Origin of the sequence: Pseudomonas sp. s4 (assembly GCF_046764235.1) — a bacterium.
Classification (GTDB): Bacteria; Pseudomonadota; Gammaproteobacteria; order Pseudomonadales; family Pseudomonadaceae; genus Aquipseudomonas; species Aquipseudomonas asiatica.
Genome location: NZ_CP177209.1, coordinates 2,155,616 through 2,182,109, shown reverse-complemented (window position 1 = coordinate 2,182,109; position 26,494 = coordinate 2,155,616). Strand labels below are relative to the sequence as shown.

General features: G+C 64.9%; 25 protein-coding genes and 1 tRNA gene. 11 read left to right on the top strand and 15 right to left on the bottom strand.

Going from position 1 to position 26,494, the window contains the following annotated elements:
- Window positions 1-60 precede the first annotated feature (60 nt).
- The 5 genes from ACK56M_RS10380 to ACK56M_RS10360 all read left to right on the top strand — a co-directional run bounded on the left by ACK56M_RS10380 (window position 61) and on the right by ACK56M_RS10360 (window position 4,661).
- Window positions 61-843: a VacJ family lipoprotein gene (locus ACK56M_RS10380; protein WP_015269742.1), complete on the top strand. Its 783-nt coding sequence runs from the start codon at window positions 61-63 to the stop codon at window positions 841-843.
- The gene (locus ACK56M_RS10375) at window positions 833-1,072 is read left to right on the top strand and encodes a hypothetical protein (protein ID WP_061302719.1); all 240 of its coding nucleotides are present in this window, start codon (window positions 833-835) and stop codon (window positions 1,070-1,072) included. Before ACK56M_RS10380 ends, ACK56M_RS10375 begins: the two co-directional genes overlap by 11 nt.
- 288 nt (window positions 1,073-1,360) lie before the next feature.
- Complete coding sequence (locus ACK56M_RS10370; protein ID WP_015269740.1) at window positions 1,361-2,593, top strand: MFS transporter; 1,233 nt, start codon at window positions 1,361-1,363, stop codon at window positions 2,591-2,593.
- Between the two features lie 36 nt (window positions 2,594-2,629).
- Entirely contained in the window at window positions 2,630-3,403 is a 774-nt protein-coding gene (locus tag ACK56M_RS10365; protein WP_054573137.1) for an AraC family transcriptional regulator, read from the top strand.
- A gap of 109 nt (window positions 3,404-3,512) precedes the next feature.
- The gene (locus ACK56M_RS10360) at window positions 3,513-4,661 is read left to right on the top strand and encodes a M14-type cytosolic carboxypeptidase (protein WP_015269738.1); all 1,149 of its coding nucleotides are present in this window, start codon (window positions 3,513-3,515) and stop codon (window positions 4,659-4,661) included.
- Window positions 4,662-4,812: 151 nt separating this feature from the next.
- Here the strand turns inward: ACK56M_RS10360 and ACK56M_RS10355 are convergent, their stop codons facing one another.
- The 7 genes from ACK56M_RS10355 to ACK56M_RS10325 all read right to left on the bottom strand — a co-directional run bounded on the left by ACK56M_RS10355 (window position 4,813) and on the right by ACK56M_RS10325 (window position 11,141).
- Window positions 4,813-5,781, bottom strand: a complete 969-nt coding sequence (locus ACK56M_RS10355; RefSeq protein WP_411959442.1) for a spore coat protein U domain-containing protein — start codon at window positions 5,779-5,781, stop codon at window positions 4,813-4,815.
- Window positions 5,778-8,111 carry a fimbria/pilus outer membrane usher protein gene (locus ACK56M_RS10350; protein WP_015269736.1) on the bottom strand — a complete coding sequence of 778 codons (2,334 nt, stop codon included), beginning with the start codon at window positions 8,109-8,111 and terminating at the stop codon, window positions 5,778-5,780. The genes ACK56M_RS10355 and ACK56M_RS10350 overlap by 4 nt, the downstream gene beginning before the upstream one ends.
- 63 nt (window positions 8,112-8,174) lie before the next feature.
- Window positions 8,175-8,951, bottom strand: a complete 777-nt coding sequence (locus ACK56M_RS10345; RefSeq protein ID WP_411959441.1) for a molecular chaperone — start codon at window positions 8,949-8,951, stop codon at window positions 8,175-8,177.
- A gap of 39 nt (window positions 8,952-8,990) precedes the next feature.
- Window positions 8,991-9,494: a spore coat U domain-containing protein gene (locus ACK56M_RS10340; protein ID WP_054573134.1), complete on the bottom strand. Its 504-nt coding sequence runs from the start codon at window positions 9,492-9,494 to the stop codon at window positions 8,991-8,993.
- A 3-nt stretch (window positions 9,495-9,497) separates the two neighbouring features.
- Window positions 9,498-10,028 (bottom strand): spore coat U domain-containing protein, encoded by a 531-nt coding sequence (locus ACK56M_RS10335; protein ID WP_054573133.1) that lies wholly within the window; start codon window positions 10,026-10,028, stop codon window positions 9,498-9,500.
- Window positions 10,029-10,046: 18 nt separating this feature from the next.
- Complete coding sequence (locus ACK56M_RS10330) at window positions 10,047-10,583, bottom strand: spore coat U domain-containing protein (protein WP_054573132.1); 537 nt, start codon at window positions 10,581-10,583, stop codon at window positions 10,047-10,049.
- Window positions 10,584-10,613: 30 nt separating this feature from the next.
- Window positions 10,614-11,141 carry a spore coat U domain-containing protein gene (locus ACK56M_RS10325; protein WP_137137317.1) on the bottom strand — a complete coding sequence of 176 codons (528 nt, stop codon included), beginning with the start codon at window positions 11,139-11,141 and terminating at the stop codon, window positions 10,614-10,616.
- Window positions 11,142-11,402: 261 nt separating this feature from the next.
- On the opposite strand from ACK56M_RS10325, the gene ACK56M_RS10320 reads away from it, so the two are divergent.
- Genes ACK56M_RS10320 through ACK56M_RS10310 form a run of 3 tightly spaced genes read left to right on the top strand, consistent with a single transcriptional unit; the run spans window position 11,403 to window position 16,530 of the window.
- Window positions 11,403-13,652, top strand: a complete 2,250-nt coding sequence (locus ACK56M_RS10320; RefSeq protein ID WP_015269731.1) for an ATP-binding protein — start codon at window positions 11,403-11,405, stop codon at window positions 13,650-13,652.
- 15 nt (window positions 13,653-13,667) lie between these two features.
- A complete protein-coding gene (locus ACK56M_RS10315) occupies window positions 13,668-14,129 on the top strand; it encodes a response regulator (protein WP_015269730.1) in 462 nt (153 codons plus the stop codon).
- Between the two features lie 13 nt (window positions 14,130-14,142).
- Window positions 14,143-16,530 carry a hybrid sensor histidine kinase/response regulator gene (locus tag ACK56M_RS10310; RefSeq protein ID WP_100413134.1) on the top strand — a complete coding sequence of 796 codons (2,388 nt, stop codon included), beginning with the start codon at window positions 14,143-14,145 and terminating at the stop codon, window positions 16,528-16,530.
- Between the two features lie 93 nt (window positions 16,531-16,623).
- Here the strand turns inward: ACK56M_RS10310 and ACK56M_RS10305 are convergent.
- A tRNA-Gln gene (locus tag ACK56M_RS10305) sits at window positions 16,624-16,698 on the bottom strand.
- A 260-nt stretch (window positions 16,699-16,958) separates the two neighbouring features.
- On the opposite strand from ACK56M_RS10305, the gene ACK56M_RS10300 reads away from it, so the two are divergent.
- Window positions 16,959-17,201: a DUF465 domain-containing protein gene (locus ACK56M_RS10300; protein ID WP_013971925.1), complete on the top strand. Its 243-nt coding sequence runs from the start codon at window positions 16,959-16,961 to the stop codon at window positions 17,199-17,201.
- 1 nt (window position 17,202) lies between these two features.
- On the opposite strand, the gene ACK56M_RS10295 is transcribed toward ACK56M_RS10300, so the two are convergent.
- The gene (locus ACK56M_RS10295; RefSeq protein WP_015269728.1) at window positions 17,203-17,628 is read right to left on the bottom strand and encodes a DUF1810 domain-containing protein; all 426 of its coding nucleotides are present in this window, start codon (window positions 17,626-17,628) and stop codon (window positions 17,203-17,205) included.
- 158 nt (window positions 17,629-17,786) lie between these two features.
- On the opposite strand from ACK56M_RS10295, the gene zapE reads away from it, so the two are divergent.
- Window positions 17,787-18,857 (top strand): cell division protein ZapE, encoded by a 1,071-nt coding sequence (gene zapE, locus ACK56M_RS10290; RefSeq protein WP_015269727.1) that lies wholly within the window; start codon window positions 17,787-17,789, stop codon window positions 18,855-18,857.
- A 127-nt stretch (window positions 18,858-18,984) separates the two neighbouring features.
- Here the strand turns inward: zapE and ACK56M_RS10285 are convergent, their stop codons facing one another.
- Entirely contained in the window at window positions 18,985-20,874 is a 1,890-nt protein-coding gene (locus tag ACK56M_RS10285; protein ID WP_411959440.1) for a propionyl-CoA synthetase, read from the bottom strand.
- A 180-nt stretch (window positions 20,875-21,054) separates the two neighbouring features.
- Here ACK56M_RS10285 and ACK56M_RS10280 point away from each other — a divergent pair, with 180 nt between their 5' ends.
- Window positions 21,055-21,921 (top strand): LysR family transcriptional regulator, encoded by an 867-nt coding sequence (locus tag ACK56M_RS10280; RefSeq protein WP_411959439.1) that lies wholly within the window; start codon window positions 21,055-21,057, stop codon window positions 21,919-21,921.
- Here ACK56M_RS10280 and ACK56M_RS10275 read toward each other — a convergent pair.
- The 5 genes from ACK56M_RS10275 to ACK56M_RS10255 form a co-directional block, all read right to left on the bottom strand.
- Window positions 21,895-23,049: an HPP family protein gene (locus ACK56M_RS10275; protein WP_253152908.1), complete on the bottom strand. Its 1,155-nt coding sequence runs from the start codon at window positions 23,047-23,049 to the stop codon at window positions 21,895-21,897. The two genes, ACK56M_RS10280 and ACK56M_RS10275, sit on opposite strands and share 27 nt — an antisense overlap.
- A gap of 568 nt (window positions 23,050-23,617) precedes the next feature.
- Window positions 23,618-24,937: a sensor histidine kinase gene (locus tag ACK56M_RS10270; protein WP_015269723.1), complete on the bottom strand. Its 1,320-nt coding sequence runs from the start codon at window positions 24,935-24,937 to the stop codon at window positions 23,618-23,620.
- Complete coding sequence (locus tag ACK56M_RS10265; RefSeq protein WP_013971919.1) at window positions 24,934-25,602, bottom strand: response regulator transcription factor; 669 nt, start codon at window positions 25,600-25,602, stop codon at window positions 24,934-24,936. Before ACK56M_RS10265 ends, ACK56M_RS10270 begins: the two co-directional genes overlap by 4 nt.
- Entirely contained in the window at window positions 25,603-25,917 is a 315-nt protein-coding gene (locus tag ACK56M_RS10260; protein ID WP_013971918.1) for a PepSY domain-containing protein, read from the bottom strand. It abuts the gene before it with no gap.
- Window positions 25,917-26,228 carry a PepSY domain-containing protein gene (locus ACK56M_RS10255; RefSeq protein WP_003256549.1) on the bottom strand — a complete coding sequence of 104 codons (312 nt, stop codon included), beginning with the start codon at window positions 26,226-26,228 and terminating at the stop codon, window positions 25,917-25,919. Before ACK56M_RS10255 ends, ACK56M_RS10260 begins: the two co-directional genes overlap by 1 nt.
- Window positions 26,229-26,494: the final 266 nt, after the last annotated feature.

The following is a 26,494-nucleotide window of genomic DNA, read 5'->3' as shown; positions in this document are numbered from 1 at the left end:
ACATTACCAGGCAAAGAAAACTGCGCAGCATCGCTGCCAGTTCTTGCCAGGAATGTATCTATGTCCCGTTCATCATCCGCCTCCCGCTCAGCGCGCTCAGCCGCGCTGGCCTTGTCGCTGCTTGTGGCGGGAGGCTGCAGCCAACGTGCACCGGCCACGGCGGCCTGCGGCAATGTCGCCTATCAGGTCAGTGACCCGGCGGAGCCCGCCAACCGCGCCGTATTCGCTTTCAACCGCACGGTCGACGACTATCTGCTGGCCCCCGTCGCACGGGGCTACACCGCGCTGCCCGGTTTTGCCCGGCAGGGCATGCACAACTTTGCCAGCAACTTCGGTGAGCCGAAGGTGTTCGTCAACGACCTGCTGCAGGGCAATGGCGAACGGGCGATGACCAGCCTCTCCCGCTTCATCTTCAACACCACCCTGGGTGTGGCAGGGCTGGTCGACGTGTCTGGCAAGATGGGGCTGAGCCAGCATCGCTCGGACTTTGGCCAGACTTTCGGGGTGTGGAACATCGCCTCTGGCCCCATCGTCGAGCTGCCGCTGCTGGGCACCCACAACCTGCGCGATGCCACCGGCACGCTGCTGGGCCTGGCACTGGACCCGTTTGGTGGCAACAGCGATACCGTCGAAACCATGGGCAACGTAGCCATGGCCGGCGGCATCGTCGATGCACGGGCCGAAGCACTGCCACTGACCGACCTGCTGCGCACCTGGCCTGACTACTACGTTGCGATGCGTGACTACACCGCGCAGCGGCGCAGCAACCGGGTGGCAGAAGGCAAGGCCGGCGAGCCGGGCACCTGGCCAGTGGATTGCGCAGGGGGTGCCCATGAAGAATGATGCCCAAGGCGCCATGCTGCTGTTCAGGCGCCTGGAAGGCGCTGCCCGGCAACCGCTGTTGCTGCATGAACTGGAGGCCCGGGTTTCGGCCGATGGCCGAAGCCTGGTGCTGAGCCGCTATCGCGAACGCTTTACCGCCGAGGGCAAGCCCTACCGACACGAGGCTCACCGCAGCGTACCGATTGCAGCATTGCTGCGCTGGGTGGCGCGGCAGGGTCAATCGTTCTGAAAGGGACCGGCTTCTTCCACCCAGCGCGGGCCCTTGTAGGAGCGGCCTTGTGTCGCGAAAGGGCTGCGAAGCGGCCCCAGCAATTTGTGCATCTGCGCTGAAACTCTGGGGCTGCTTCGCAGCCCTTTCGCGACACAAGGCCGCTCCTACAAGGGATCGTGCATGTTCCTCTGACGGATGTCCGAAACGCGACAGTGGCTGCCTGTTCGGCGTGAGACAGGCAAACCGGGCACTGGCTACCCTTCTTCGGCAAATGCCTTGTTCCCTTTCGCCAGAAGAAGATCGCCCATGACGACCTCCACCGCCTCCATGGCCGCCACCACACCTGCCGACCAACCCCAGGGCTTTCTGGTCCGCATCGTCGGCGCTGCGGCATTCGCCCACCTGCTCAACGACCTGATCCAGGCCGTGCTGCCGTCCATCTACCCGATGCTCAAGAGCGATTTCGCACTCAGCTTTGCCCAGATCGGCTGGATCGCCCTCATCTACCAGGTGACCGCGTCCTTGCTGCAACCCTGGGTCGGCCTGTACACCGACAAGCGCCCGCAGCCCTACCTGCTGCCGGCCGGCATGCTGGTGACGTTGGTGGGCATCGCCCTGCTCGCCTTCGCCAGCAGCTATGAAATGCTGCTGGTGGCCGCCGCGGTGGTCGGCGTGGGCTCGGCGACCTTCCACCCCGAAGCCTCGCGAGTGGCCAGGATGGCCTCCGGCGGGCGCTTTGGCACCGCGCAATCGACCTTCCAGGTCGGTGGCAACACCGGCTCGGCCCTCGGCCCGCTGTTGACCGCTGCCATCGTCATTCCGCACGGCCAGCCGGCCATCGCCTGGTTCATGCTGGCGGCCGCGCTGGCGGTATTCGTGCTGCTGCGGGTGACCGGCTGGACCGTGCGTCACGGCCAGACCCGGCTCAAGACCTTCGCCGGCCAGCAGGCCCCCGGCCTGTCGCGTGGCGCCATGTGGCGCGCCGTGGCGGTCATCGCCGTGCTGATGTTCGCCAAGTTCGTCTACATCGCCTCGTTCACCAACTATTTCACCTTCTACCTGATCGAGCATTTCGGCCTGAGCGTGCAGCACAGCCAGCTGTACCTGTTTGTGTTCCTCGCGGCCGTGGCCCTGGGCACCTTCGCTGGTGGCCCGGTGGGTGACCGTATCGGGCGCAAGGCGGTGATCTGGGTCTCGTTCCTCGGCGTGGCGCCCTTCGCCCTCGCCCTGCCCTACGCCAACCTGGCCTGGACGGCGGTACTGGCGGTGGGCATCGGCCTGGTGATGTCCTCGGCCTTCGCCGCCCTGGTGGTGTATGCCCAGGAGGCCGTGCCGGGCCGGGTCGGCATGGTGTCGGGGGTGATGTTCGGGTTGATGTTCGGTATCAGCGGCATCGGCGCCGCCGGGCTTGGCGAACTGGCCGACCGGCATGGCATCGAGTGGGTGTACCAGATCATCTCGTTCCTGCCGCTGCTGGGGCTGGCCACCGCGCTGCTGCCGGCAACCCGCTCGCAAGCCCGCCCCAGCCGCTGCTGTTAAAGTGGGCGTGCCAGGCTGCCCGTACAAGAGGTCGAAATGCTGAAGCCGCAGCACGAATTGCTGGTGGAGGTGGATGAGTGGAGCTGGGAGGTGGGCAGCCGTGCGACGGACTACCCGACCGACTGGTTCATCGAGCCCCACAGCCATGCCAAGCACCAACTGATCTATGCCACCAAAGGCCTGATGATCGTCGAGTCCGGTAACGAACGCTGGACCGTGCCACCCAGCCGCGGCGTATGGATGCCTTGCGGCCAGGTGCACGCGATACGCTGCGTGGGCGAGGTGAAAATGCGCAGTGTGTTCGTGCGCGTCGACGCGGCAGTGCAGTTGCCCCTGCAGAGCAAGGCGATCAGCATCTCGCCATTGCTCAGCGAGCTGATCAAGGCCTCCGTAGGCTTTACCGCGCCGTTTGCCGAAGACTCGCGTGAAGCCCGGGTGATGCGCCTGATCCTCGACGAGATCTGCGTGCTGCCGACCTTGCCGCTGAAGCTGTCGCAGCCCGGCGACAAGCGCCTGCAGGCGATCTGCTCCGCGCTGCACGAGCGGCCTGACGATAACGCCACCGTGGCCGACTGGGGCCAGCAGCTGGGGGTGGACGAAAAGACCATCCAGCGCCTGTTCCGCAAGGAAACCGGCATGACCTTCGGCCAGTGGCGCCAGCAGGCGCGGCTGATGCAGGCACTGGAGCGGATCGCCCTGGGCGAGCGGATCATCGATGTGGCGGGGACGCTGGGGTATGACAGCCCCAGTGCCTTCGCCAGCATGTTCAAGCGCCAGTTCGGTATCACGCCGAGTCAGTTCTTCAAATAGCCTGTAGGAAACATATGAGATCGCCCCCGCGTCGCCTGATCTCGCACAGCAACCCTGTCAAGCCGTGTACAGTACCCTCACAACAAAGCCACCAGAAGGAGCCCGGCACATGACAGTGACGCTGTCCCCCCTGCAGATCGACTGCGATTTCGACTCCGGCAACATTCAGGTGCTGGATGCCAGCAACCCGGCCCGGGTGCACCTGGCTATCCGCCCGGACACCCACAGCGGCCACTACCAGTGGTTCCACTTCAAGGTCAGCGGGCTGACGCCAGGCCAGGTCCATCGCTTCAGCCTCGACAATGCCTCCGGTTCCTCCTACAAGAACGCCTGGAGCGGCTACAACGCCGTGGCCTCCTACGACCAGCAAACCTGGTTCCGCGTCCCCAGCCAGTTCGACGGCACGGCGCTGTCGTTCGAGGTAAAGGCCGAACAGCCGCACATCTGGTTCGCCTACTTCGAGCCCTACCCGCGCGCTCGTCACAACCAGCTGATCGAACGTGCACGGCAACTGCCGGGGGTGGAATTGCTCGCCAGTGGCCGCAGCGTACAGGGCCGCGACATTCCCCTGCTGCGTGCCGGTGATGGTGCCGCAGGCAAGCGCAAGCTGTGGCTGATTGCCCAGCAACATCCGGGCGAACACATGGCCGAATGGTTCATGGAGGGCGTGATCGACCGCCTGCAGGCCAACGACGAGGTGATCCGGCAGTTGCTGGCCAAGGCCGACCTGTACCTGATCCCCAACATGAACCCCGACGGTGCCTTCCTCGGCCACCTGCGCACCAACTTCAAGGGCAAGGACCTCAACCGTGCCTGGCAGGACGCCAGCGTCGAGCTCAGCCCCGAGGTCTTCTTCGCCCAGGCACAGATGAAGCAACACGGCGTGGATGCGTTCATCGACGTGCATGGCGACGAAGAGATCCCCCATGTGTTCACCGCGGCCTGCGAGGGCAACCCGGGCTACACGCCGCGTCTGGCCAAACTGGAGGAGCAGTTCCGCAGCACCCTGTGCAGCCTGACCCGCGACTTCCAGACCGTGCATGGCTATACCCGCGACGAACCGGGGCAAGCCAACACGACGCTGGCCTGCAATGCGGTGGGGATGGCGCATGACTGCCTGTCACTGACCCTGGAAATGCCGTTCAAGGACCATGACGACGCGCCGGATGCCGTCACCGGGTGGTCGGGGGCACGTTCGAAGGCGTTGGCCGGGGCGGTGCTTGAGACCTTGGCGAAGATGGTTGGCGATTTGCGCTGAGGCCCCTGGCTGACGCGTCCCCTGTGGGAGCGGGCGTGCCCGCGAAGAATCCAATACGGTGTATGGCACCGGCTTCGCCGGTGTTCGCGGCGGTTCGACGCCTCGACACGCCCGCTCCCACAAGGTCCCTCGGCCGATAGCAATCCTGCGCTCAGAACTGCACATCCAGAATCACGCTGTCGGTATAGGTCGCAGCCGGTGGTGTAGCCTGGTCGGTGTAGACCTTGGCGTTGTAGTTGAACACCTGGCTACCGGTGCCGGTCCCCGTGCCGGGGTTCACATCGGCATCGGCGCTGGCCCGTCGCGCAGCCCCTGTCGAACCCCAGCGCACCGCACCGGCGCTCTTGAAAATGTCATAGGCCAGGTAGTTGTTGGCCGCCGACTTCATCCGCCGTCGACCATTGGCCACGTTCTGCCCGTCATCCAGGCCCACCGTGTAGTTGCTGCCCTTGGTGCACGACACGCTCAGGCTCTGGCTCACCGTGCCGAACCCCGCCACCACCGGCGCGCTGGCGAAGTTGATGCTGGGCGTGGTGATCTGGCAGTCGTCGGTCACCGTCATGCTTACCAGCAGGGTCCTGGTACCGGAGCCCTGGTCTCGCCCTATGCAAAGCCCGCCAACACCAATCCCGTCGCAATAGTCCCAGGCCCACTCGACATCGAGGAGTTCCTGATATAGCCCCGCCGATACGTTGCTGCCCACCTGCGTGCGCATGTAGATGGGCACGTTCTTCGGTGTACCGTTGAGCAACCCGAGCAAGTCGAGGATGCCGGTGGTCCTAAATTCGAAGGGGGTGCCACGGGTGATCGGATAGTTGGTTGTGGCGTCGGCATAGAGCGTGTAGGGGATCACATCCCCGGTAGGCCCTACCAGGCCGCTGGTGGTGGAGGTGATCTTGATCTTGAAGGAGTCGGTGCTACTGAGCACGCTAATCACCGAACCGTTGCACTGCAGGCCAGAGTTGGTGCTGGAAGCTGTCTGGACCGTGCCACGTACCTGAGTCGAGTTGAGCGAACCAAACGCCGCAGGCGCAGTCAACACTGACGTGCACTTGGCCCAGGCCGAGCCCGCCCACAACAACAAGGCGCATGCCCACAAACCACGCCAGCAGGCCTTCACTTGCACACCAACGGGCCAATCAACGGGATCGAGCCTTGCGACTCAGGCAGGTCGAACGCCACCTGGCAATGCCCGCCCCCCTCCAACTCAACCTGCAGTCGGTTATGCGGCGTCAGGTTCTCCAGATAAACCAGGCCATCCCAACCGACCACCGCCTGGCTGCCACTTTCTGCATGGGTGACACGGCTGCCCAGCTTGAGTGCCTGCTGTTCGGTGTCCACCAGTTCGACGCTGGCCGCCAGCACGCGCCTGAGCGGGAACTCCAGCAAGTAGCCGCTGCCTCGGCGCACCGCCACCCGCTGTTCCACTTCCGGCGCGAGGATGTCCGGCGGCAAGCCCATGGGGTCGATCTCGTACTTGCCGCGGTAGTAACCGCTGCTGTACGGCACCAGCAGGTGACCATCGGCATCGGTACGGCCGACCTCCTGGTTTTCATAGCGCACCGGCACGTCGGCGTAACCACTGGTGCTGACTAACACGAAGGCATCGTCGATACGGTTGGCAGCGAACAGCCCGGCATCCATCCAAACCAGCGAGCCACTGGCGTCGGCCCAGCGGGTCATCTCTCCACTGCTGCCATACAAACCGGCCTGCAACTGCACCGACTGCAGGCGCCAGGTGACATCGGCCTGGCGGTAGGCGTCGCGCTCGCTACCGGTGGCGTAGCCCAGGTTGTAACCGACACCGCCCCCCACCGGCGTCGCGCGGCTGTAGTTGACCCGCTGCAGGGTTTCGCCTTGCTGGCTGCGCTCCATGCCCAGGGCCAGGGTGCCGTGCAGGTCGAACGGGATCACCAGTTGCGCCTGCACTGCCCACTGGCTGTCCCCCACTTCACGGTTGGCCGACAGATAAACGCTGCTGTTGCCCCACAGCGGCCTGCTGTAGCTCAGGTTGATCAGCCGGGTACGTGTGCCGTCGCCGGCGCGCACATCGAAATAGCCGGCGCCGATGTTGCCGTATTCGTTCAGGTTCAGGCTCAGCGTGACCTGCTCGCTGCGCTGGCTCAGCTGTATGTCCCGGCTGTCGACCCGGGTCAGGTCGGCATAGTCGCCATGGCGTTGCAGGCGCTGGTAGCTGAAGCCGATGCGCTGGCTATTGTACTGGTAGCCGAGGGCGACCTGGTGGCCCTTGTCGCCGTCGAACCGGCTCTGCGCCAGCGCCGCATTGAGCACACCGAAGTTGCCCAGCCGCATGTTGCCACCCAGGCCTCCCAGCATCAGCGATTCGGCGCTTTCGGCATGGGTTTCCAGGGTGAAGATGTCGCTGACCCCGTAGCGCAGGCTGGCCGATGCGACCCCGGGGCCGTAGGCAAAATCGCGCACCCCGTAGTCACGCCGCAGGCTGCCGGCCGCTACCGAATAATCCGCCAGGCCCTGCTGCAGCAGGCTGCTGGTGACGTAGAACGGCAAGGTGGTCGACACCTGCCGGCCAAGGGCATCGGTGGTGACCACCACCGCCTCCCCGGCGCCGTTGATGAACGGCACGTTGGTCAACGTGTAGGGGCCCGGCTGCAATTCGCTGGTGCTGGACTTGTAGCCATTGATGAACAGGTCCAGCGAGGTCGGTACCGCCGCTTCACCGGAGAACGCCGGCAGCGGATAGGTGACCAGGTCGGGGCGCGCAGCGAAATCGCGCGACAACTGCAGGCCACCGACCCGCACCGAGCTGGTCCAGGGCAAGGCCCCGGTCACCAGGTCACCGGCTTCGTAGGTCAGCAGGCGCTGCTCGTCGGTGAAACGCCAGGTGGTGTCGTAGCGCAAGAAGCCCTGGCGCGTGTCGTCGGTCGGCGCACCATTGAACGACTGGCGCCATTGCCCGGTGCTGGAGAACGTACCCCAGCTGTCGAACAGACGCAGTTCGTTCCAGGCCGCCAGGTAGCTGCCGCCGTCATCGGTGTCGTTCAGGTACAGGTCGTAGTTGAACAAGGCGCCGAAACTACTGCGCGCATCGCTGGCCGGGTACAGGTTGCGGTCGCCCAGCTGCTGGTCGGGCAGCCAGGCCGGCGGCACTTGCAGCAGCAGGCGCTGGTTCTGGCTGTCGTAGTCGGCATGCATCCCCACGATGGCCTCCAGGGCCACCTCGCCCTGCGGGTTGCCTGGCAGCGAGACGCCGGCCGCCCGCAACACCTCGCTGTCCAGGTACAACTGCCCGGCGCGCTGCTGCACCGGTACCAGCTCAGCCCTGGGCACCTGGTTCACCAGCAACTCGAGGTACAACGTGGCATCGGCGATAGCGGACATCTCCGTAGGTGGTGGCGGCAGGTCGTCGGCCAGCACCAGGCCAGGGCCGACCAGGGCGAGCCCCAGGCACCAACGGTGGGTCAGCCACATCACACATGGTTTCCAACCATTGCCGGGTTCTCCACGGCCTCTGCGCGGCATTCAGGCGCAGGCTCATTGGCTTTGGCGGATAGCGTCCGCGCTGCTCTGGCCGTTTACCCTCCCCTTCAGCACACTGCCGGCACTCGGTGTTAGCGGTGCCGGCCAGCGCATGCTGGCCCCCGGCAGCACATAACCCAGCAAGCCATCGGCCAGTGGTTTGCTCTGGCTGCCCTGCTGCACCACCACATCAGTCAGGCGTGCATGCACCGGGCCGGTGTTGCGCAGTTCCACGTACGGCTTGCCCTGCACGGTCACCGCGCGCCAGCTGAGTTGCGGCTTGCCGACGCCCTCGGCATTGCGCTTGCCCTCAGGGCCTGCCTTGCCCCACAGGCCTTCGCCGTATACGAACAGGGGTACCGAGTAGCGCATCTGCAGGCGGATCGCCGCGGTGGTGCCGGGCTCGGCCTTGTCGACCGGGATGGCGGGCGGGATTTCGTCGATGATGATGCGGTAGGCCTGCTCCTGGCCGACTGGCGAGGGGCCGGTGCGGGTCAGGCGGATCAATTGCTTCTGCCCGGGGGCGACGTTGGCCACCGGCGGGCTGCCAATGATCTCGCGCTGTGCCTGATACTGTTCCTGGTAATCAACTTGGCGCCAGGCGAACACCCGCACCTGCAGGTTGGCCGGTGCGGTTCCGCGGTTTTCCAGCCACAGTGCGCCAGCCTTCTGGTCAGCCTCCAACACCGGGTCGATCGGCCAGATCAGCACCGAGGTGGCCGCCCAGGCTGGCAGGCTCGCCAGCCACGATACCCCGATCAATCCTCGCGCCCACTTCGCGCCTGCCCCCATGAAGCTCTCCTTGGATACTGGTCATTGGTGCCGATGCATTCACCAGGTCACCGTCACTTGCACCACATCGGTGTAAGTCCCCGCCGGCATCGTGCCGGTCAGCTGAACCCGCCCGTACACCGGCAGCTTGATCGCCGTCGGGTCGGTATAGCCCACGGCCACGCTCTGGCCGATCCCCAGGCTCTGGCTGTATGCCGCGTCCCGGTACAACTGGTAGGCCAGCACCTGCGTGCCGCCCGTGCGTTTGAGGTTGCGTGTGCCACTGGCACTGTTCTGCCCGCCATCCACGCTCATGCTCAAGGCCACGCCCGGGGTGCACTGGAAGGTCACCGTGGTACCGCCCAACGAGGTGCCGAGAGTTCCGGTGGCCAGTGCCGACTGCGAGCCGTAGTCGAGCGTCCCGTAGCTGGTCACGCCGCCCACCACCAGGCACCCGGCGACGATCTGCGCCGTCACCTGGAAGCTGCTGGTGGTCGCCGCATCCAGAGGCGCGGCCAGCAGCACGCCGAGGCCGCTCAGGCCGCCCGCCAGCCAGCTGCGCATGGTTCAGAACGACAGCTCGACGGACACTGTGTCGGTGTACTCCCCCGCCGGCAGGCCGACCTTGCCGCGCGCCTGGCCATACAGGTTGACGGTCTGGGCCACACCACTGCTGAGCGGCAAGGTGATGGTGCCGTTGATGGCCAACACCTGCGTACGCCCGGCATCGGTGTAGAAGTCGTACGGCACGAAGTTGCCGACGCCATCCGCCAGCGCACGGCTGCCCCCGGCCGACTGGCCATCGTGGGAACCTGCACCCACGCGGATGACTGGTACCGTGCCAGCCGAACAGAGAATGCTGATCGCCCCACCGCCGCCGCCGATTACCTGGCCGTCGGCGGTGTTGAACAAGGCATCGTGAGTGCCGAAGTCCAAGGTACCGAAGTCGGTCCCCGATGTGGCTGAGCTGCCGTTGACCTGACACGCTGCGGTCAAGGTCAGCGTCGACTCGATAGTCCCGGTGGTGGCGGCCTGCGCCTGGTAAGTCAGCATCAGCCCCAGACCGGCGAGGATGCAGCGTGAAAGGTTCGTTCGCATCGAAGTCTCCTTGTGTCATTACCAGTCCAGGGTCACCCTCAGGGTGTCACGGTACAGGCCGGCTGGCAGCGCACGCGGTTGCGCCATTACCACACCGTAGATGGGGATCGGGATCTGCCGGGTACTGCTGATGGTGAAGGCACGCGCCTGGCCGATGCCGTAGCGGCTGTTACCACCTGGGTCGATCGCCAGTTGGTAGGGGATCAGCTCGCGGCCGTTGCTCAGCCGCCGTATGCCGTCACTGCCATTCAGGCCGCCGTTGATGCGCACGTTGAACGCCCGCACCTCGGGCGTACAACTGATCTGCAGGCTGCCTTCGCCGCTCACATCATCAACCCGGCTGCGCAGCGGCTGGTCCCAGTTCGGTCCGCGCTCGCCGAAGTCCATCACGCCGGGGTTACCCACCGTTGCCGGTTGCGTCTCGTTGCTGCTGATCTGGCAAGCGGTGCTGATCACCAGCCGCGCCTGGATGAAACCGGTGCTGGTGCCATGCGCGGCTCCACCGGGCACCAGCAACGGGCCCAGGGAAAGCAGCAGGATCGAGGTGCGGTTCATGGCGTCGCGTCCTTGAGCATGGTTGCATCCCTACCAGGTGACCGTGACTTTGAGCAGATCGGCGTACAGGCCTGCAGGCGGTACCCAGGCCAGCTTGTCGATCCGTGCGTACAACGGCAGCTCGACCGAGCCGCTGTCCGGCACCCGCGCCGAGTGCGCCACATTCACCGCCAGCGGCTCGCGCCAGGCAGCGTCGCGGTAGAGGCGATACGGGATGAGCCGGGCCGTGTCATCGTCACTGGCCAGAAAGCGCAACTCGCCGACGCCGCCATGCTGCCCACCATCGACGCGGACCTGATAGGGGGTGTGGGGATTGCATTCCAGGCGTGGCGGGCGCTGGCTCAGCAGCGCGCCGGTGAGCGGCGCACCAGGGCCATCCAGCCGTGCAGCAGCACCCAGGTCGATGCGCCCCAGCGCCTGCGCCCCAGCATCGCGGGGCTGGTTGACCAGCATGCAGCCACGCTGCACCAGCACCCGTACCTCCACCAGGAAGTCCGCCGCCATGGCGCTGCTGCTCAACATAAGGCCCAACAGGGCGGCCAGGTAGCGCTCCTTCACCTTATTATCCTTGTCGATATCTGCTGCCTTGAGCGTAGCAGCGAGGTGGCATCATGATGCTGGCATCGAGCCATTTTTTTGTATTAGCCAAAAAGCGCTACCACTAAAAAAAAGCCGCACGACACAGAACGCATCGCCGACATTCTCCTCAAATGGCCAAAGGCCGTTATCCGGACCGATATTCTGTTAGGGTGTATCCCTTTCATCCTGCCTAGACTCATGCGGCATGCATGGAAGGACACGACAGGAGCGTTTTCATAGATGATTGCAGACAGCACGCTCACCCAAGCCCTCGAGCGCTGCGCCCAGGAGCCGATCCAGCTACCTGGCAGCATCCAGCCCCACGGTTTTCTGCTGGTGCTGGACGAAACCGACATGCGGGTACTCCAGGCCAGTGAAAATGTCGAGCATTGGCTGGGCATACCGGCCAGTGAACTGATAGGTCGCGAGTTCGCCGAACTGGTCAGCGGTGCCTTCGACTTGCGCCTGCACCTGGCCCGCCTGCCGCAGGACGAGGTCTTTCCGTTCCACATCAGCGATGTGCACCTGCGCCAGGACGCTCCATATCGTGGCAACCTGCACCTGCTGGTCCATCGTCACGACCAGGTGCTGATCGCCGAATTCGAACCCCCTCGCCTGCCGGCCGATCTTGTCGGGCAAGGCGACTACTACCCGCTGGTGCGCAGCTTCGTGGGCCGCCTGCACCAGGCCGGCAGCCTCGAGGAACTGCTGCAGCAAGCAGTGCTGCAGCTCAAGCGCATCACCGGCTTTGGCCGGGTCAAGGCCTATCGCTTCGATGCCGAAGGCAACGGCCAGGTGTTGGCCGAGGTGGCCGACCCGGGCTACCCGAGCTACCTGGGCCTGTGTTTCCCCGCTTCGGACATACCGCGCCAGGCGCGCGAGCTGTACCGAATCAACCGCATCCGCGTGATCGAGGATGCCAACTACCAGGCCTCGCCGTTGCTGCCCGCTGCCAACCCACGCACCGGCAAGCCGCTGGACCTGAGCTTTGCCGCGCTGCGCAGCGTGTCGCCAGTGCACCTGCAGTACATGCGCAACATGGGTACCCTGGCATCGATGTCGCTGTCGATCGTGGTCGACGGGCAACTCTGGGGGCTGGTGTCCTGTCACCACGAACAGCCACGCCCGGTGGACCTGCGCACCCGTACCGCCTGCGAACTGCTGGCCAGTGTGCTGTCGCTGCAGATCGAGTCGCGCGAGTCCCACGCCAACACTCGCCAGTTGCTGGAGCTGCGCCAGCACATCGTGCGCATGATCTCGTCCATGGCCGACCATGACAGTGTCGGCGACGGCCTGCGCGACTTGCCCGAAGTACTGCTGGCCTTCGCCGGCGCCCAAGGTGCCGCGGTCATATCCGCCGAACGTTGCGACCTGATCGGCAAGACCCCTCCGGCCGCGCAGGTAAACGCCCTGGTGCACTGGCTCTCCCAGCGTGGCGAAGACAGCGTGTTCCACAGCGACAACCTGTGCCGCGACATCGATGAACTGCCCGAGCTCGCGGCCCATGCAGGCGGTGTGCTGGCAGTGGCCATTTCGCAGATCCACTCGCACTACCTGCTGTGGTTCCGTCCCGAGCAGGTGCGCACGGTGAACTGGGCCGGGCAGCCGAACAAACAGGTCGGGCCGCAGGGCAACCTCGACCCGCGGCACAGTTTCGAAAGCTGGCAGGAAAAACTGCGCGGCTACTGTGAACCCTGGCACCCGCTGGTCATCGAAGGCGTGCAGGAGTTGCGCACGGCAGTGCTCGGCATTGTCCTGCGCAAGGCCGAGGAACTGGCGCAGCTGGCTGGGGAGCTGCGCCGCTCGAACAAGGAGCTCGAAGCGTTTTCCTACAGCGTGTCCCATGACCTGCGCGCCCCCCTGCGCCATATTGCCGGCTACTCCGAACTGCTCGGCGAAATCGAGGGCCAGAGCCTCAGCGAGCGCGGCAGGCGTTTTTTGCAGCACATCGAGGAAGCCGCGCATTTTGCCGGAAGCCTGGTCGACAACCTGCTCAACTTCTCGCAAATGGGCCGCTCGGCCCTGCGCCTGTCCGAGGTCGACCTCAACGCCCTGGTCGAGGCCATTCGCAGCGAACTGGCGCCCGACTACCAAAACCGCGAAATTGTCTGGGACATCGCCCAACTGCCCAAGGTGGTCGGTGACCCGGCGTTCATCAACATGGCCTTGCACAACCTGCTGGCCAACGCCATCAAATACACACGTGGGCGCACACCGGCGCGCATCGGCATCAGCGCCGTGCAACATCCGGGCGAAACCGAGATCTGTATTCGCGACAACGGCGTGGGCTTCGACATGGCCTACGCCAACAAACTGTTCGGCGTGTTCCAGCGCCTGCACCGCATGGAAGACTTCGAAGGCACCGGGATCGGCCTGGCCAGCGTGCGTCGCATCATCGAACGCCATGACGGCCGGGTCTGGGCCCATGGCAAGGTTGGCCAGGGTGCAACCTTCCACTTCACCCTCCCGCGCCATCCCGCAACTACCTGAGGCACCGCTACCATCATGCTCAAACCCATCCTGCTGGTCGAAGACAACCCACGGGACCTGGAGCTGACGCTCCTGGCGCTGGAGCGCAGCCAGTTGGCCAACGAGGTCATCGTGCTGCGTGACGGTGCCGAGGCACTCGACTACCTGCTTCGGCGCAATGCCTATGCCGAACGTGACGATGGCAACCCCGCCGTGTTGCTGCTGGACCTGAAACTGCCAAAGGTCGACGGCCTGGAGGTGCTGAAGGAAGTGCGCGCCACCGCCGAGCTGCGCAGTATCCCGACGGTGATGCTGACGTCCTCGCGCGAGGAGCCCGACCTGCTGCGCGCGTACGAGCTGGGGGTGAACGCGTACGTGGTCAAGCCGGTGGAGTTCAAGGAATTCGTCGCCGCCATTTCCGACCTGGGGGTGTTCTGGGCGGTACTCAACGAACCGCCACCCGGCTCGCTGCGCCTGAACCGGCGTGGCAGCATCTGAGGTGGCCGCGACGATGCAGCCAACGCCGCTGAAACTGCTGATGGTCGAAGACAACTCGATGGACGCCGAGCTGACCCTGATGCGCCTGGAACGCAGCGGGTTGCAGGTGCAGGCGCAGCTGGTGTTCGACCATGCCGGTGTCGAGCAAGCCCTGAGCGAGGCCCACTACGACCTGATCTTGTGCGACTGCGTGCTGCCGGGCTCGTCCGGCACCGATGTGCTGGCCATCGCCCAGCGCCTGGCACCCGACATTCCGTTCATTTTCCTGTCTGGTATCTATGGCGAAGAACATGCGGTGGAAATGATCCGCCTGGGCGCCACCGACTATGTGCTGAAGAAGAACCTGCCTCTGCTGCCCAAGGCCGTGCGCCGGGCCCTGACCGAAGTGCAGGAGCGCCAGCGCCGACGCCGCGCCGAAGAGGCCCTGGCAGACGTCGAGGCACGTGCACGCATTGCCATCGACGCTGCCGGCATGGGCACATGGGACATGCGCCCGCAGGAAGGCCTGTTGTTGTGGGATGACCGCTGCAAGACCCTGTTCGGTCTACCCACCGATACTGAAATGAGCCTCGAGGTGTTTTACGCCGGCATCTACCCCGACGACCTGCCGCAGGTGCGCGAGGCGGTGGAACAGGCCATGTGCCCGGAAGGTGGCGGCCTGTATCGGGTCGAATTCCGCATCGCCCAACCCGACGGCCTGGAACCGCGCTGGTTGCTCAGCAGCGGCCAGAGCCGGTTCGTCAACGACCAGTGCGTGCGCTTTTCCGGGGTGTTGCAGGACATCCACACCCAACGCCTGGCCACCCAGGCACTGCGCCAGCTCAACGAAATGCTGGGGGAAAGGGTCGAGCGCCGCACCCGCGAACGCGACCGTGCCTGGGAGCTGTCGCAAGACTTGCTGGCCGTGCTCAACAAGGACCTGACCCCAGTCGCGCTGAACCCCGCCTGGGAAGCCAGCCTGGGCTTGTCCCGAGAACGTCTGAGCCAGTCGTCCTTGCTGCACCTGCTGCCCGAGCATGACCAGGAACTGATGCTCACCGAACTGGCCGCCCTCGCCCATGGTCGCACCAGCGCCCGCTTTGTCGGGCGTATCCTGGATGCCGGTGGTCAGCAGCGCTGGTTGTCTTGGGTGGTGGTGCCGGAAGACACCCTGCTGTACGTGGTGGCACGCGACATCACCAGCGAGCGCGAAGCCGCCCTGGGCCTGGCCGAAGCCAACGCCCGCCTGCGCGAGCAGATCGCCGAACGCGAACGCATCGAGGCCGCGCTGCAGCAGATGCAGCGCCTGGAAGCGGTCGGCCAGCTGACCGCCGGTGTGGCTCACGACTTCAACAACCTGCTGACGGTAATCCTCACCGGCGCCAGCTTCCTTGAGCGCGACCTGGCCAAAGCCGACCTGGAAAAGGCCAGTGCGCGGCTCAAGCACATCCGCGAAGCCGGCGAGCGCGGCGCCAAGCTGACCTCGCAGTTGCTGGCTTTCTCCCGCCGCCAGCGCCTGGAGCCGGTGGCGCTGAACCTCAACCGCACCCTGGCCGGGCTGGAAGAGTTGCTGCGCCGCACCTTGGGCGGCAATGTCTCGGTGCGCCTGGACCTGGAACCAACCCTGTGGCAGGCCTTGACCGACCCGACCCAGACCGAAATGATCATTCTCAACCTGGCGATCAATGCCCGCGATGCCATGCCCGACGGTGGCCAGCTGACGCTGTCGACCCGCAACACCCGGATCGACGCACGTCCACAGCGCCCGGAAGACCCGGACCCGGGCGAGTACGTGATGCTGAGTATCCGCGATACCGGCTGCGGCATGAGCGAAGAGGTGTTGGCCAAGGTGTTCGAACCGTTCTTCACCACCAAGGATATCGGCAAGGGTTCGGGCCTGGGCCTGGCCCAGGTATTCGGCTTCGCCAAACAGTCCGGGGGTGGCGTGCGCATCGACACCACGCCGGGGCGTGGTACGCAGGTGGCCGTGTATCTGCCGGCAGTCAAGGGTGAAGCCGTCAACGAACCGATGCCGTCGCTGCTCAGCCACTCGACTAGCGAAAGCGGTTGTAATCGCACCGTGCTGCTGGTGGATGACGACCATCTGGTACGCGACATGCTTGGTGATGTGTTGCGCCAGTACGGCTACCAGGTACGCCAGGCGCACAGTGGCGAACAGGCTTTGGCCTTGCTGGATGAGCAGATCGACCTGCTACTGAGCGATTTCGCCATGCCCGAGTTCAACGGTGCGCAACTGGCCCTGGCGGCGCGCGAGCGCTACCCGCACCTGCCGGTGGTGCTTCTTACCGGTTATGCAGAGTTGCAGGGACTGGAGTTGCCGGGCAGCCTGGTGATCCAGAAGCCGGTACAGGCCGATGAACTGGCCCGCTTGCTGAACGAGATGCTTGGAACGGCCAGGTGACCGAACAGAGCCTTCGGCAAAACCTGTGGAAACGACAAAGCCCAGCGCTTGTCTTTCCAAGCACCGGACCGAGATACGTTTGAAGCAAGAAAATGGCAGGGGCGGCTGGATTCGAACCAACGCATGGCAGGATCAAAACCTGCTGCCTTACCGCTTGGCGACGCCCCTGTATCGGATGCAGCATCTGCTGCTCTGACAATTCCAACTGAGTGACAACTGGGTTGTTGTCTTGGAATGCGCGGCACTTTAACAACAAACTTTCGGTCTGTGAACCCCCTGATGAAAAAAAATTACCAAAAAACAGCGAGTTAGTCATTTTCGCGGTTGGCGAGGTGACCATCCGTCGCTTTCCGCCCGCTTGGCTTCAACACAATCGCATTCCTCCCTTCCAATCAGATGAACCATCTGCATTGACCAAGGAGGACCCCATGCCTGTCTCCCACGATCTTTACCAGGACTTGCACTACCCGCGCGAAATCGTCCAGCAGCGCCGACAGCAGGACAAGGCACTGGACCGTCTGCTGGACGAATACATGGACATCGACAACCAGGTGCTGGCCGCCGAGTCGATTTCGGCGGGCAACTTCGAGGATGAAGACCTGCGCCGCCTGAAAGAACGTCGGCTGGCAGTGAAGTACATGATCGAGCGCCAACTGGAGCAAAAGGCCTGAACTAACCCGGCAACATGGCCAGCGTCATGGCGTCCGGCTCACCGTCGTAGAACTGCACCAGCGCCAGCTGGAACAACGGGTTGCCGGGCGCGGCCTGGGCGAACAGGGTCAGGCACGAGCGCAGCTTGAGGTAGTCAGGGCTGCAGAGCATTTCACGGGCACTCTTGTCATGGTGCTGCAGCAGCGCAGTCACGCACGCTTGCAGGCGCGGGCCGAGCAGCGGATGAGCCAGGTAGGCACGGGCTTCGTCGATACCGGCCAGCGCATAGCGTTCGGCCATGGCGCTGTGGCCCAGGCCATCGAGCTGGGGAAACACGTACCACATCCAGTGGCTGCGCTTGCGCCCGGCCTGCAGCTCCTGCATCACCTGGTCATACACAGGGTTCTGCGCCTCTACGAAGCGCTGCAGATCAAAGTCGGCGTGCATGCTCGCCCCTCCTCGCACCGGTTCCAGCCTTTACTGTACGCCTGCATGGCGAACCTATCTCGTCAGGCGATGATTGCCGCGCACTTTCTGTATTAGTCAAAATGGCTGCCCTCGGGCAAGCTGCACCCTGCCCTGCCATCGCCCAAGGAGCTTTGCTTTTGCCTGCCTGGATCCCTACCCCGCTACGCCAGCTTGGCCAACGCCTGCGCGGCGCCGCCGCCAACCAGAGCGAACTGCTCGGCTGGTTCGAGGACAAGGCGCACAGCCGCGGTTACCAACTCAGCGACGGCCAACGCCGGGTAATCCACTGCATGGCCGAACAGCTGGCGCAGCTCGAACAAGGCCAGCCACGCAGCCTGTACCTGTACGGTTCGGTGGGCCGTGGCAAGAGTTGGCTGCTCGACGGCTTTTTCCAGGCCGTGCCGGTGCAGGCCAAGCTGCGCCTGCACTTCCATGACTTCTTTGCCCGCCTGCACCAGGGCATGCACCGCCACCGGGCGCTGGATGATGCACTGGGCGCGACCCTCGACGAGCTGGTGGGTGATTGCCAGGTGCTGTGCTTCGACGAATTCCATGTGCACGACATTGGCGATGCCATGCTGCTCACGCGGCTGTTCAATGCGTTGTTCAGCCGTGGCGTATTCCTGCTGGTGACGTCCAACTATGCACCCGAAGGGCTGCTGCCCAACCCGCTGTACCACGAGCGCTTCCTGCCGGTGATCCGCCTGATCAACAGCGCGATGGAAGTGCTGGAAGTGGGGGGCGATACCGATTTCCGCAGCCTGCCGGCCAACCGCGAACATCAGCGCTTTACCCGGGGCCACTATGTCTGGCCGGGCAATGCAGCGCAGCGCCAGGCGCTGAATGTGCCCGAGCCGCAGCCGGTGATGCTGGAAGTGAACAAGCGCCCGCTGCGCGCACTGGCGGTGGACGGCCGGCGGGTGGTGCTGGGCTTCGACGACCTGTGCGAAAAGGCCACGGCAGTGATCGACTACCTGGTGCTGGCCGGGCAATACGATGAGTGGATCATCGATGGGCTGGATGACTTGTCGGAATGTTCCCTGGCGGCGCAGCAGCGCTTCGTCAACCTGGTGGATGTGCTGTATGACCAGGACCGGCAGGTGCTGGTGATCGGCAAGCGGCCACTGGAAGAAAGCCTGGGCGGGCCGCTTGCCGACCTGATGCGTACGCGCAGCCGGTTGGGGCAGCTGCATCAGGTAGGACCCTAGAACTGCTTTGCCCGGGCCGGCCTCTTCGCGGGCACGCCCGCTCCCACAGGTATTGCACAGTTCTCAAGGCCTGCGACATCCCTGTAGGAGCGGGTTTACCCGCGAAGAGGCCAGCAAGGTCAAACCCTCAGCCAGCCCTGGGCAAGTCCGCCAGCACCGCCTCGATCTCCCCCAGCACCGCCGGGTCATCCAGGGTCGAAGGCGGCACATAATCCTGCCCGTCGGCAATCTTGCGCAGCACCGCCCGCAGAATCTTCCCGGAGCGGGTCTTGGGCAGTCGCTTCACCAACCGCACCCGGTTGAAACACGCCAACGCGCCAATCTCCTCGCGCACGCTGCCCACCAGGTCCACCAGCAACTGCGCCTCGGCAATGCCCTCGCCGTCCTTGAGCACCACCAGCGCCAACGGCACCTGCCCCTTGATCTCGTCATGCACGCCAATCACCGCGCACTCGGCGACCGCCGGGTGGCGTGCCACCAGGTCTTCCATCTCGCCGGTGGACAGCCGGTGCCCGGACACGTTGATCACGTCATCGGTGCGCCCCATGATGTAGACGAAGCCGTCATCGTCCAGGTAGCCACCGTCACCCGTGTGGTAATACCCCGGGTAAGTCCGCAGGTAAGCCTGCAGGTAACGCTCGTGGTCGCCCCAAAGCGTCTGGCTGCACCCGGGCGGCAATGGCAGGGCGATGACGATCGAGCCCTGGTGGTTCGGCCCCAGCAGGTTGCCCTCGTCATCCAGCACGCGCACGTGATAGCCCGGCACCGCCCGGTTGCTCGACCCGGGCTTCGCCGCACTGCCTTCCAGCCCTACGCAGGGCGCGGTGACCGGCCAGCCGGTCTCGGTCTGCCACCAATGGTCGTGCACCGGCTTGCCACTGACCCGTTCCAGCCATTCGTGGGTGCTGGAATCCAGTTTCTCGCCAGCCAGGAACAACTGGCGCAGCGAGCTCAGGTCGTGCTTGCGGATCAGCTCGCCCTCAGGGTCTTCCTTGCGGATGGCGCGCATGGCCGTAGGGGCGCAGAACAATGCGTTGACCTTGTATTGCTCCACCACCCGCCAGTAGGCCGAGGCATCCGGGGTGCGGATCGGCTTGCCTTCGTAGAACACCGTGGTGCAGCCGCTCATCAGCGGCCCATAGACGATCAGCGAATGGCCAACCACCCAGCCCACGTCGGATATGCCCCACCACACATCGCCGGCCTGCATGCCGTAGATATGGCGCATGGCGTAGCACAGCGCGACGGCATTGCCGCCGTTTTCCCGCACGATGCCCTTGGGTTTGCCGGTGGTGCCAGAGGTGTACATGATGTAAAGCGGATCACCCGCATCCAGTTCCACCGGTGGCACCGGCTCGGCTTTGGCCAATGCCGCCTGCCAGTCCAGGTCGCGGCCTGGCTGCAGCTGGGCACGCGCCTGCGGGCGCTGCAGCACCAGCACGTTGCGCGGCTGGTGGCGGGCCAGTTGCAGGGCACGATCGACCAGCGGCTTGTATTCGATCACCCGGTCGAACTCCAGCCCGCAGGACGCCGTCAGCAGCAGCGTCGGCCGGGCATCGTCGATGCGCAAGGCCAGTTCGTTGGCGGCAAAGCCACCGAACACCACCGAGTGCACTGCGCCAATCCGCGCGCAGGCCAGCATGGCCATGGCCGCCTGCGGCACCATGGGCATGTAGATGATCACGCCATCGCCCTTGTTCACCCCCAACTGGCGTAACAAACCGGCCAGGCGCGCCACCTCGTCACGCAGTTGGTGGTAGGTGTAGGCCTGTTGCACACCGGTCACCGGCGAGTCGTAAATCAGCGCCAGCTGCTCGCCACGGCCCTGCTCGATCTTGTGATCGAGGGCCAGGTAGCAGCTGTTCAGGCGGCCATCGGCAAACCAGCGGTGGGTACCGTCGGCATTTTCTTGCAGCGTGAGGGCCGGCTTGCGGTGCCAGGCCAGGTGCGCGGCCTGCTCCGCCCAGAAAGCGGCAGGGTCGGAAATGGAATGGGCGTAGCTGTGCTGGTAGCTCATATCGAAAGAAACCCGGTACTTGTTGTTATTGAAGGGCGAAACTTGAGTATGGACCGCTACACCCGCGCCGCCATGGGACTAAAGTCACAACCGACCTGCAAATTTGCAGACAACGCAAAAACGCCCCATAACGGTGCAAAGCCTCTAGAATAGGCCACCCCTTCAGCCACCGAGCAGCTCATGGACATCGATCAGGCCCGTACCTTTCTGGAAATCGTGCGTTGCGGCAGCCTGGTCGCCGCCGCCGAACGCCTGTTCGTGTCACAGACGGCGATCACCGCGCGGGTGCAGCGCCTGGAGCAGCAACTGGGCTGCCAGCTGTTCGTGCGCAGCCGCAACGGCGCCAGCCTGACCAGCGACGGCGAGGCATTCGTCAGTTATGCCAACCAGATGGTGCAAACCTGGGAAGCGGCGCGCCGCGACCTCCCGCTGCCCCAAGGCTGCCAGCAAGTGCTGCACGTGGGCGCTGAGGTGAGCCTGGGCAACCCGATGCTGCTCGACTGGGTCAGTGCCCTGCACCGCGAGCTGCCTAAACATGCCATCCGCAGCGAGGTGAGCGACGGCGAATCGCTGCTGCGCAAGGTCGAGATGGGCCTGCTGGATGCCGCGCTGGTCTACCAGCCGACCTACGGCCCGGGCCTGCAGGTGGAGCAGTTGATGGAGGAGAAGCTGATCCGTGTGCGCCGGGTCGCCCAGCCGGACCCGTACATCTATATCGACTGGGGCGAAGCCTTCCGTCGCCAGCACGATGCCGCCCTGCCCGACTGCGCGCGCCCGGCGCTGAGCTTCAACCTGGGCCCGCTGGCCTTGCAGTTCATACTCGACCAGGGCGGCAGTGGCTACTTCCGAACGCGGGTAGTGCAGGCCTATCTGGACAGCGGGGTGTTCGAGCGGGTACCGCAGGCGCCGGAATTCACCTACCCGACCTTCCTGGTGTACCCGCGTAAACGCGACAGCGAAGCCCTGCAGCAGGCCTTCGCCATCCTGCGCCGGCTGGTGGCCGCCGGCGCCAGCGACTGGTCACAACGCTGGGACCCGCTTATCTGAAGCCTCGGCCTCGCTGAGCAACTGGCGCTTGAGGCCGGCGATCAGATCGGTCTGGGTGATCACCCCCACCAACTGGTCGGCATCGAGCACCGGCAGGCAATGCAGGCCCTGTTCGCACAGCAGTGGCAGCAAGCGCTCCAGCGGGTGCTGGCTGCTGACACTGATTACCCGGCGGCTCATCACCTGCTCCATGCGCACCGTCTTGCGGCCGAACAACCCACGCCAACTGAAGCGGCCACGCTGCATGGCCGGGCCGACCAGATCGCTGAGGCTGACTACTCCCACCAGCTTGCCCTGCTGCAGCACCGGCAGGGTTTTGAGGTGGTGGCTGGCCAGCAGTTTCCAGGCCTGCTCCAGGGTGGTGTCGGGCGTGGCGAACTGCACGTCGCGGGACATCACCGAGGCCGCGGTGATGCCGCCGAGGCTGCGCTGCAGGGCGTGTTGCTCGGTGGCCAGGATGATGCGCTCCAGTTCGTCACGGGTGACATCGACGAACTCGCCCAGTTCTTCCAGAGCCTGGTCCAGGTCTTCCCCACGGATGCCGACCCGCTCGCTGGGCAGCGGGTCATGGGTGTGGTGCAGGTCCTTGCGCGGCACCGCGCCTTTCGGGTAGCGCACGCCGGTGAGGTGGTTGTAGAGGATCGCCACCGCTACCAGGATCAGCGCGTTGAGCAGCACCGGCTCCAGCAGGTGGTCGCCCATGGCGGTAAGCCCGGGGTCGGCCAGCACCGCGCTCACCGCCACCCCGCCGCCTGGCGGGTGCAGGCAGCGCAGCAGGCACATCACCAGAATCGAGATACCCAGGGCTGCAGCGGCCACCCACAGCTCCGGGCCGAAGCCCTGGCGCATGGCCAGGCCGACCGCGCCGGCCAGGGCGTAGCTGCCCAGCACCGGCCAGGGCTGGGCCAACGGGCCGGAGTGCACGGCGAACACCAGCACGGCCGAAGCCGCCAGCGGGCCGAGCAGGTGCAAGGCAATGCTGGGGCCGTAGGCCATGCTGGTCAGCCAGCCGGCGAGGAACAGGCCGAACAACGCGCCGATACCGGCACGCAACCATTCTTTGGGGGGAATATTCAGGGGCGCTGGCAACAGCCGCTGCAAACGACTTTCGAAACGCGAGGCAGGCATGTAGGTAATCGGAATCTGTAGTTTTTTCTGGTTAAAAAGAAAGCCCAGCCGAGGTGGCCTGGGCCTCGTATTGCGGTCGCAATAGCACAAGGGGCTCCGTCCGTGGAGAGATGGAAACCACAGGGTTTCGTGGGGGAATTTTGCCGGGTGGGGTGAGATTGGGCTAATTCAAAAAAATGCGGCTGTACTGCAATTTTTTTGCAGTGGTGATATGGCCCACGGGGTCATGCTTGTCGGCTCCCACAATGGGGCTGCTTTGCAGCCCATCGCCGGCAAGCCAGCTCCCACAGGGCCCTGCACATGGCTTGAGGTCGATGCGAGCGGCGTGGGAGCAACTGTCTTGCTCAAATTCTAAAAGTTGGCGCGCTCCCTGTGGGAGCGGCCTTGTGTCGCGAAAGGGCTGCAAAGCAGCCCCAGCAATTTCAACTGTTGCGCATCAATCCTGGGGCCGCTTTGCGGCCCTTTCGCGACACAAGGCCGCTCCCACAGGTACAGCGACAACCTCGAGAGCAACGCTGTACCTGTGGGAGCTGGCTTGCCGGCGATGGGCCGCAAAGCGGCCCCGGCATTACCGAGCCTTGCGCGGCAAGTCGATGCTTACCCGCAAGCCGCCCAACGGGCTATCCAGCAGCGCCAGGCGCCCGCCCCAGGCCTCGACGATATCGCGCACGATGCCCAACCCCAGCCCGTGCCCGTCTACCTGCTCGTCCAGCCGCGAGCCGCGCTCCAGCACCTGCTGCCGCTGGCCCTCGGGGATACCGGGGCCATCATCATCGACCCACACCTGGTAGCCATCGGTACTCGGCGCGATACCCAGCCGCACCTCGCTGTCGGCCCACTTGCAGGCGTTGTCCAGCAGGTTGCCGAGCAGCTCCAGGATGTCCTCGCGGTCCCAAGGCAGCAGCAGCCCGGGCGGCACATCCCTGGCCAGCAGCAGGCCCTCGCCATGGATCATGCCCAGCGTCCCCAGCAGCCCCGGCAGCTCGACGTCGCAGTCGAACTGCGCGCCAGGCAGCGCATCCCCCGCCAGGCGCGCACGGTTCAGCTCACGCGCCAGGCGCTGCTGAATCTGCTCCAGTTGCTCGCGCATCTGCGCGCGAACATCCGGCAGGTCTTTCAGGCGCTCGCTGGAGGCCAGGCTCAGCAACACCGCCAGCGGCGTCTTCAATGCATGGCCCAGGTTGCCCAGGGCATTGCGCGAGCGGCGCAGGCTGTCTTCGGTATGGCTCAGCAGGTGGTTGATCTGCCCCACCAGCGGCGCCAGTTCGCTGGGCACTTCGGCATCCAGCTGCGAGCGCTGGCCCTGCTGCAACTGGGCGATCTGCTGGCGTGCCCGCTCCAGCGGCCGCAGCGAGCGGGTCACGGTGATGCGCTGCAACACCAGCACCAGGATCAGCGCCACCAGGCCCATGCCCAGGCCGATCTGCTGCAGGCGCCGGAAACCTTCGCGTACCGGTGAATAATCCTGTGCCACGCTGATCGAGATGTCCTGGCCCAGGCGCCGGTAGTCGGCACGCAGGGCAAGCAGTTGCTGGCCTTCCGGGCCGAGTTCGTGGCTGTCGGAAAGGCCCGGCGCGGCGGGTTTGGGCATGTCCAGATCCCACAACGACCGGGAACGCCAGGTGCCTTTATCGAAATCGATGCGGAAGTAATAGCCGGAAAACGGCCGCTGGTAGGCGGCCGAGATACGCCGCTCATCCAGCTGCAGGCCCGAAGGCCCGCGCACCAGGGCCACCAGCAGGTTTTCGCTTTCCTTGCGCAGGCCATTCTCCAGGTAGCGCTGCAGGCCGACCTCGAACAACCACAGGGTCAGCTGCGCAAGCACCAGGCCGACCACCACCAGCACCGCCACCAGGCCCAGGCTCAGGCGCGCCTGGATCGACTTCACGCGGCGCTCCCGGCGTAGATGTAGCCCTGCCCGCGGCGGGTCTCGATGACGCTGCGGCCCAGCTTGCGTCGCAAGTGGTTGACGTGCACTTCCAGCACGTTGGAGTCGCGCTCGGTTTCACCGTCGTAGAGGTGCTCGGCCAGGTGGCTCTTGGACAGGATCTGCTGCGGATGCAGCATGAAGTAGCGCAGCAGGCGGAACTCGGCGGCGGTCAGCTGGATATCCACGCCGTCACGGTTCACGCACTGCCGGCTTTCGTCCAGGTGCAGGCCGGCCGCTTCCAGCGTCGGCTGGTTGGCCAGGCCACGGGCACGGCGCAACAACGCCTGGATGCGCAGCTGCAGCTCTTCGGGGTGAAAGGGTTTGCTCAGGTAGTCATCCGCCCCGGCCTTCAGCCCTTCGATACGCTCGGCCCACGAGCCACGGGCAGTAAGGATCAACACCGGCGTGGCCAGGCCGGCGGCACGCCACTGGGCCAGCACCTCCAGGCCCGGCAGGCCCGGCAGGCCAAGGTCCAGGATGATCAGGTCGTAGGGTTCGCTCTGGCCCTGGTACACCGCGTCGCGGCCATCGGCCAGCCAGTCCACGGCGTAGCCCTGGCGCTGCAGGCCTGCGGTAAGTTCATCGGCCAACGGTACATTGTCCTCGACAAGCAACAGGCGCATTCAGTCGTCTTCCTCGTCTTTTAGCAGGGCACCGCTGCTGGCATCGAGTTTGATCTCGCGCACCACGCCTTCAGCTGTCAGCAACTCGACTTCGTATTCGTAGCGATTGTCGTCTTCTTCCAGCTCGGCCTCCAGCAGGCGCGCCCCGGGGTGACGCCCCAGGGCGGTTTCCAGCAGATGCTCGAGCGGCAGGATGATGCCCTTCTGGCGTAGTTCCAGGGCTTCGTCCTGATCGAGGTCTCGGGCAACGGCCAGGGAACACACGGCCAGCAGCGCCAGCGCGAAGTAGCGCGCCGGCCGCAGTAGGTGGATCATCAGTTGTCCCGCTCGTCCTTCAGCACTTCACCGGTCTTGGCGTCCAGCGCCACGTCCCATTCGACGTTCTGCGTGTCGCGCAGCTCGACCTTGTAGACGTAGCGACCGTACTCATCTTCAAGTTCCGAGTCGGTGACGGTGGCTCCTGGGTGCTTGGCCACGGCGGCGGCCTTGAGTTCATCCAGCGACTTGACGGTCTTGGCATTTACCAGCTTGACCACTTCGTCGGGCTGCACATCCTTGGCGATGGCGGAATGGGCGCCCAGGGCAAGGGCGGCGGCTACGGTGAACAGGGCAGTCATGCGTTTCATCGTTCTTCTCTCCTGAGAACTGTGCAAGTTGTCTACGGGGTTAAGATTAACCACCGGTCCTTAATTCAACCTGAAAACAACTGGCGCCATGATAGCGCAGGTCAGGCTGCTGTCTCGCCATCACCGAATCCTGCGCGGTCACTGTGGGAGCGGGCTGGCCCGCGAACACCGGTGCAGCCGGTGCCATACACCACGTTGCATGCTTCGCGGGTGAACCCGATCCCACAGGGTATTCGCATGAAGCCTTATAATGACCGCCTGCTGCC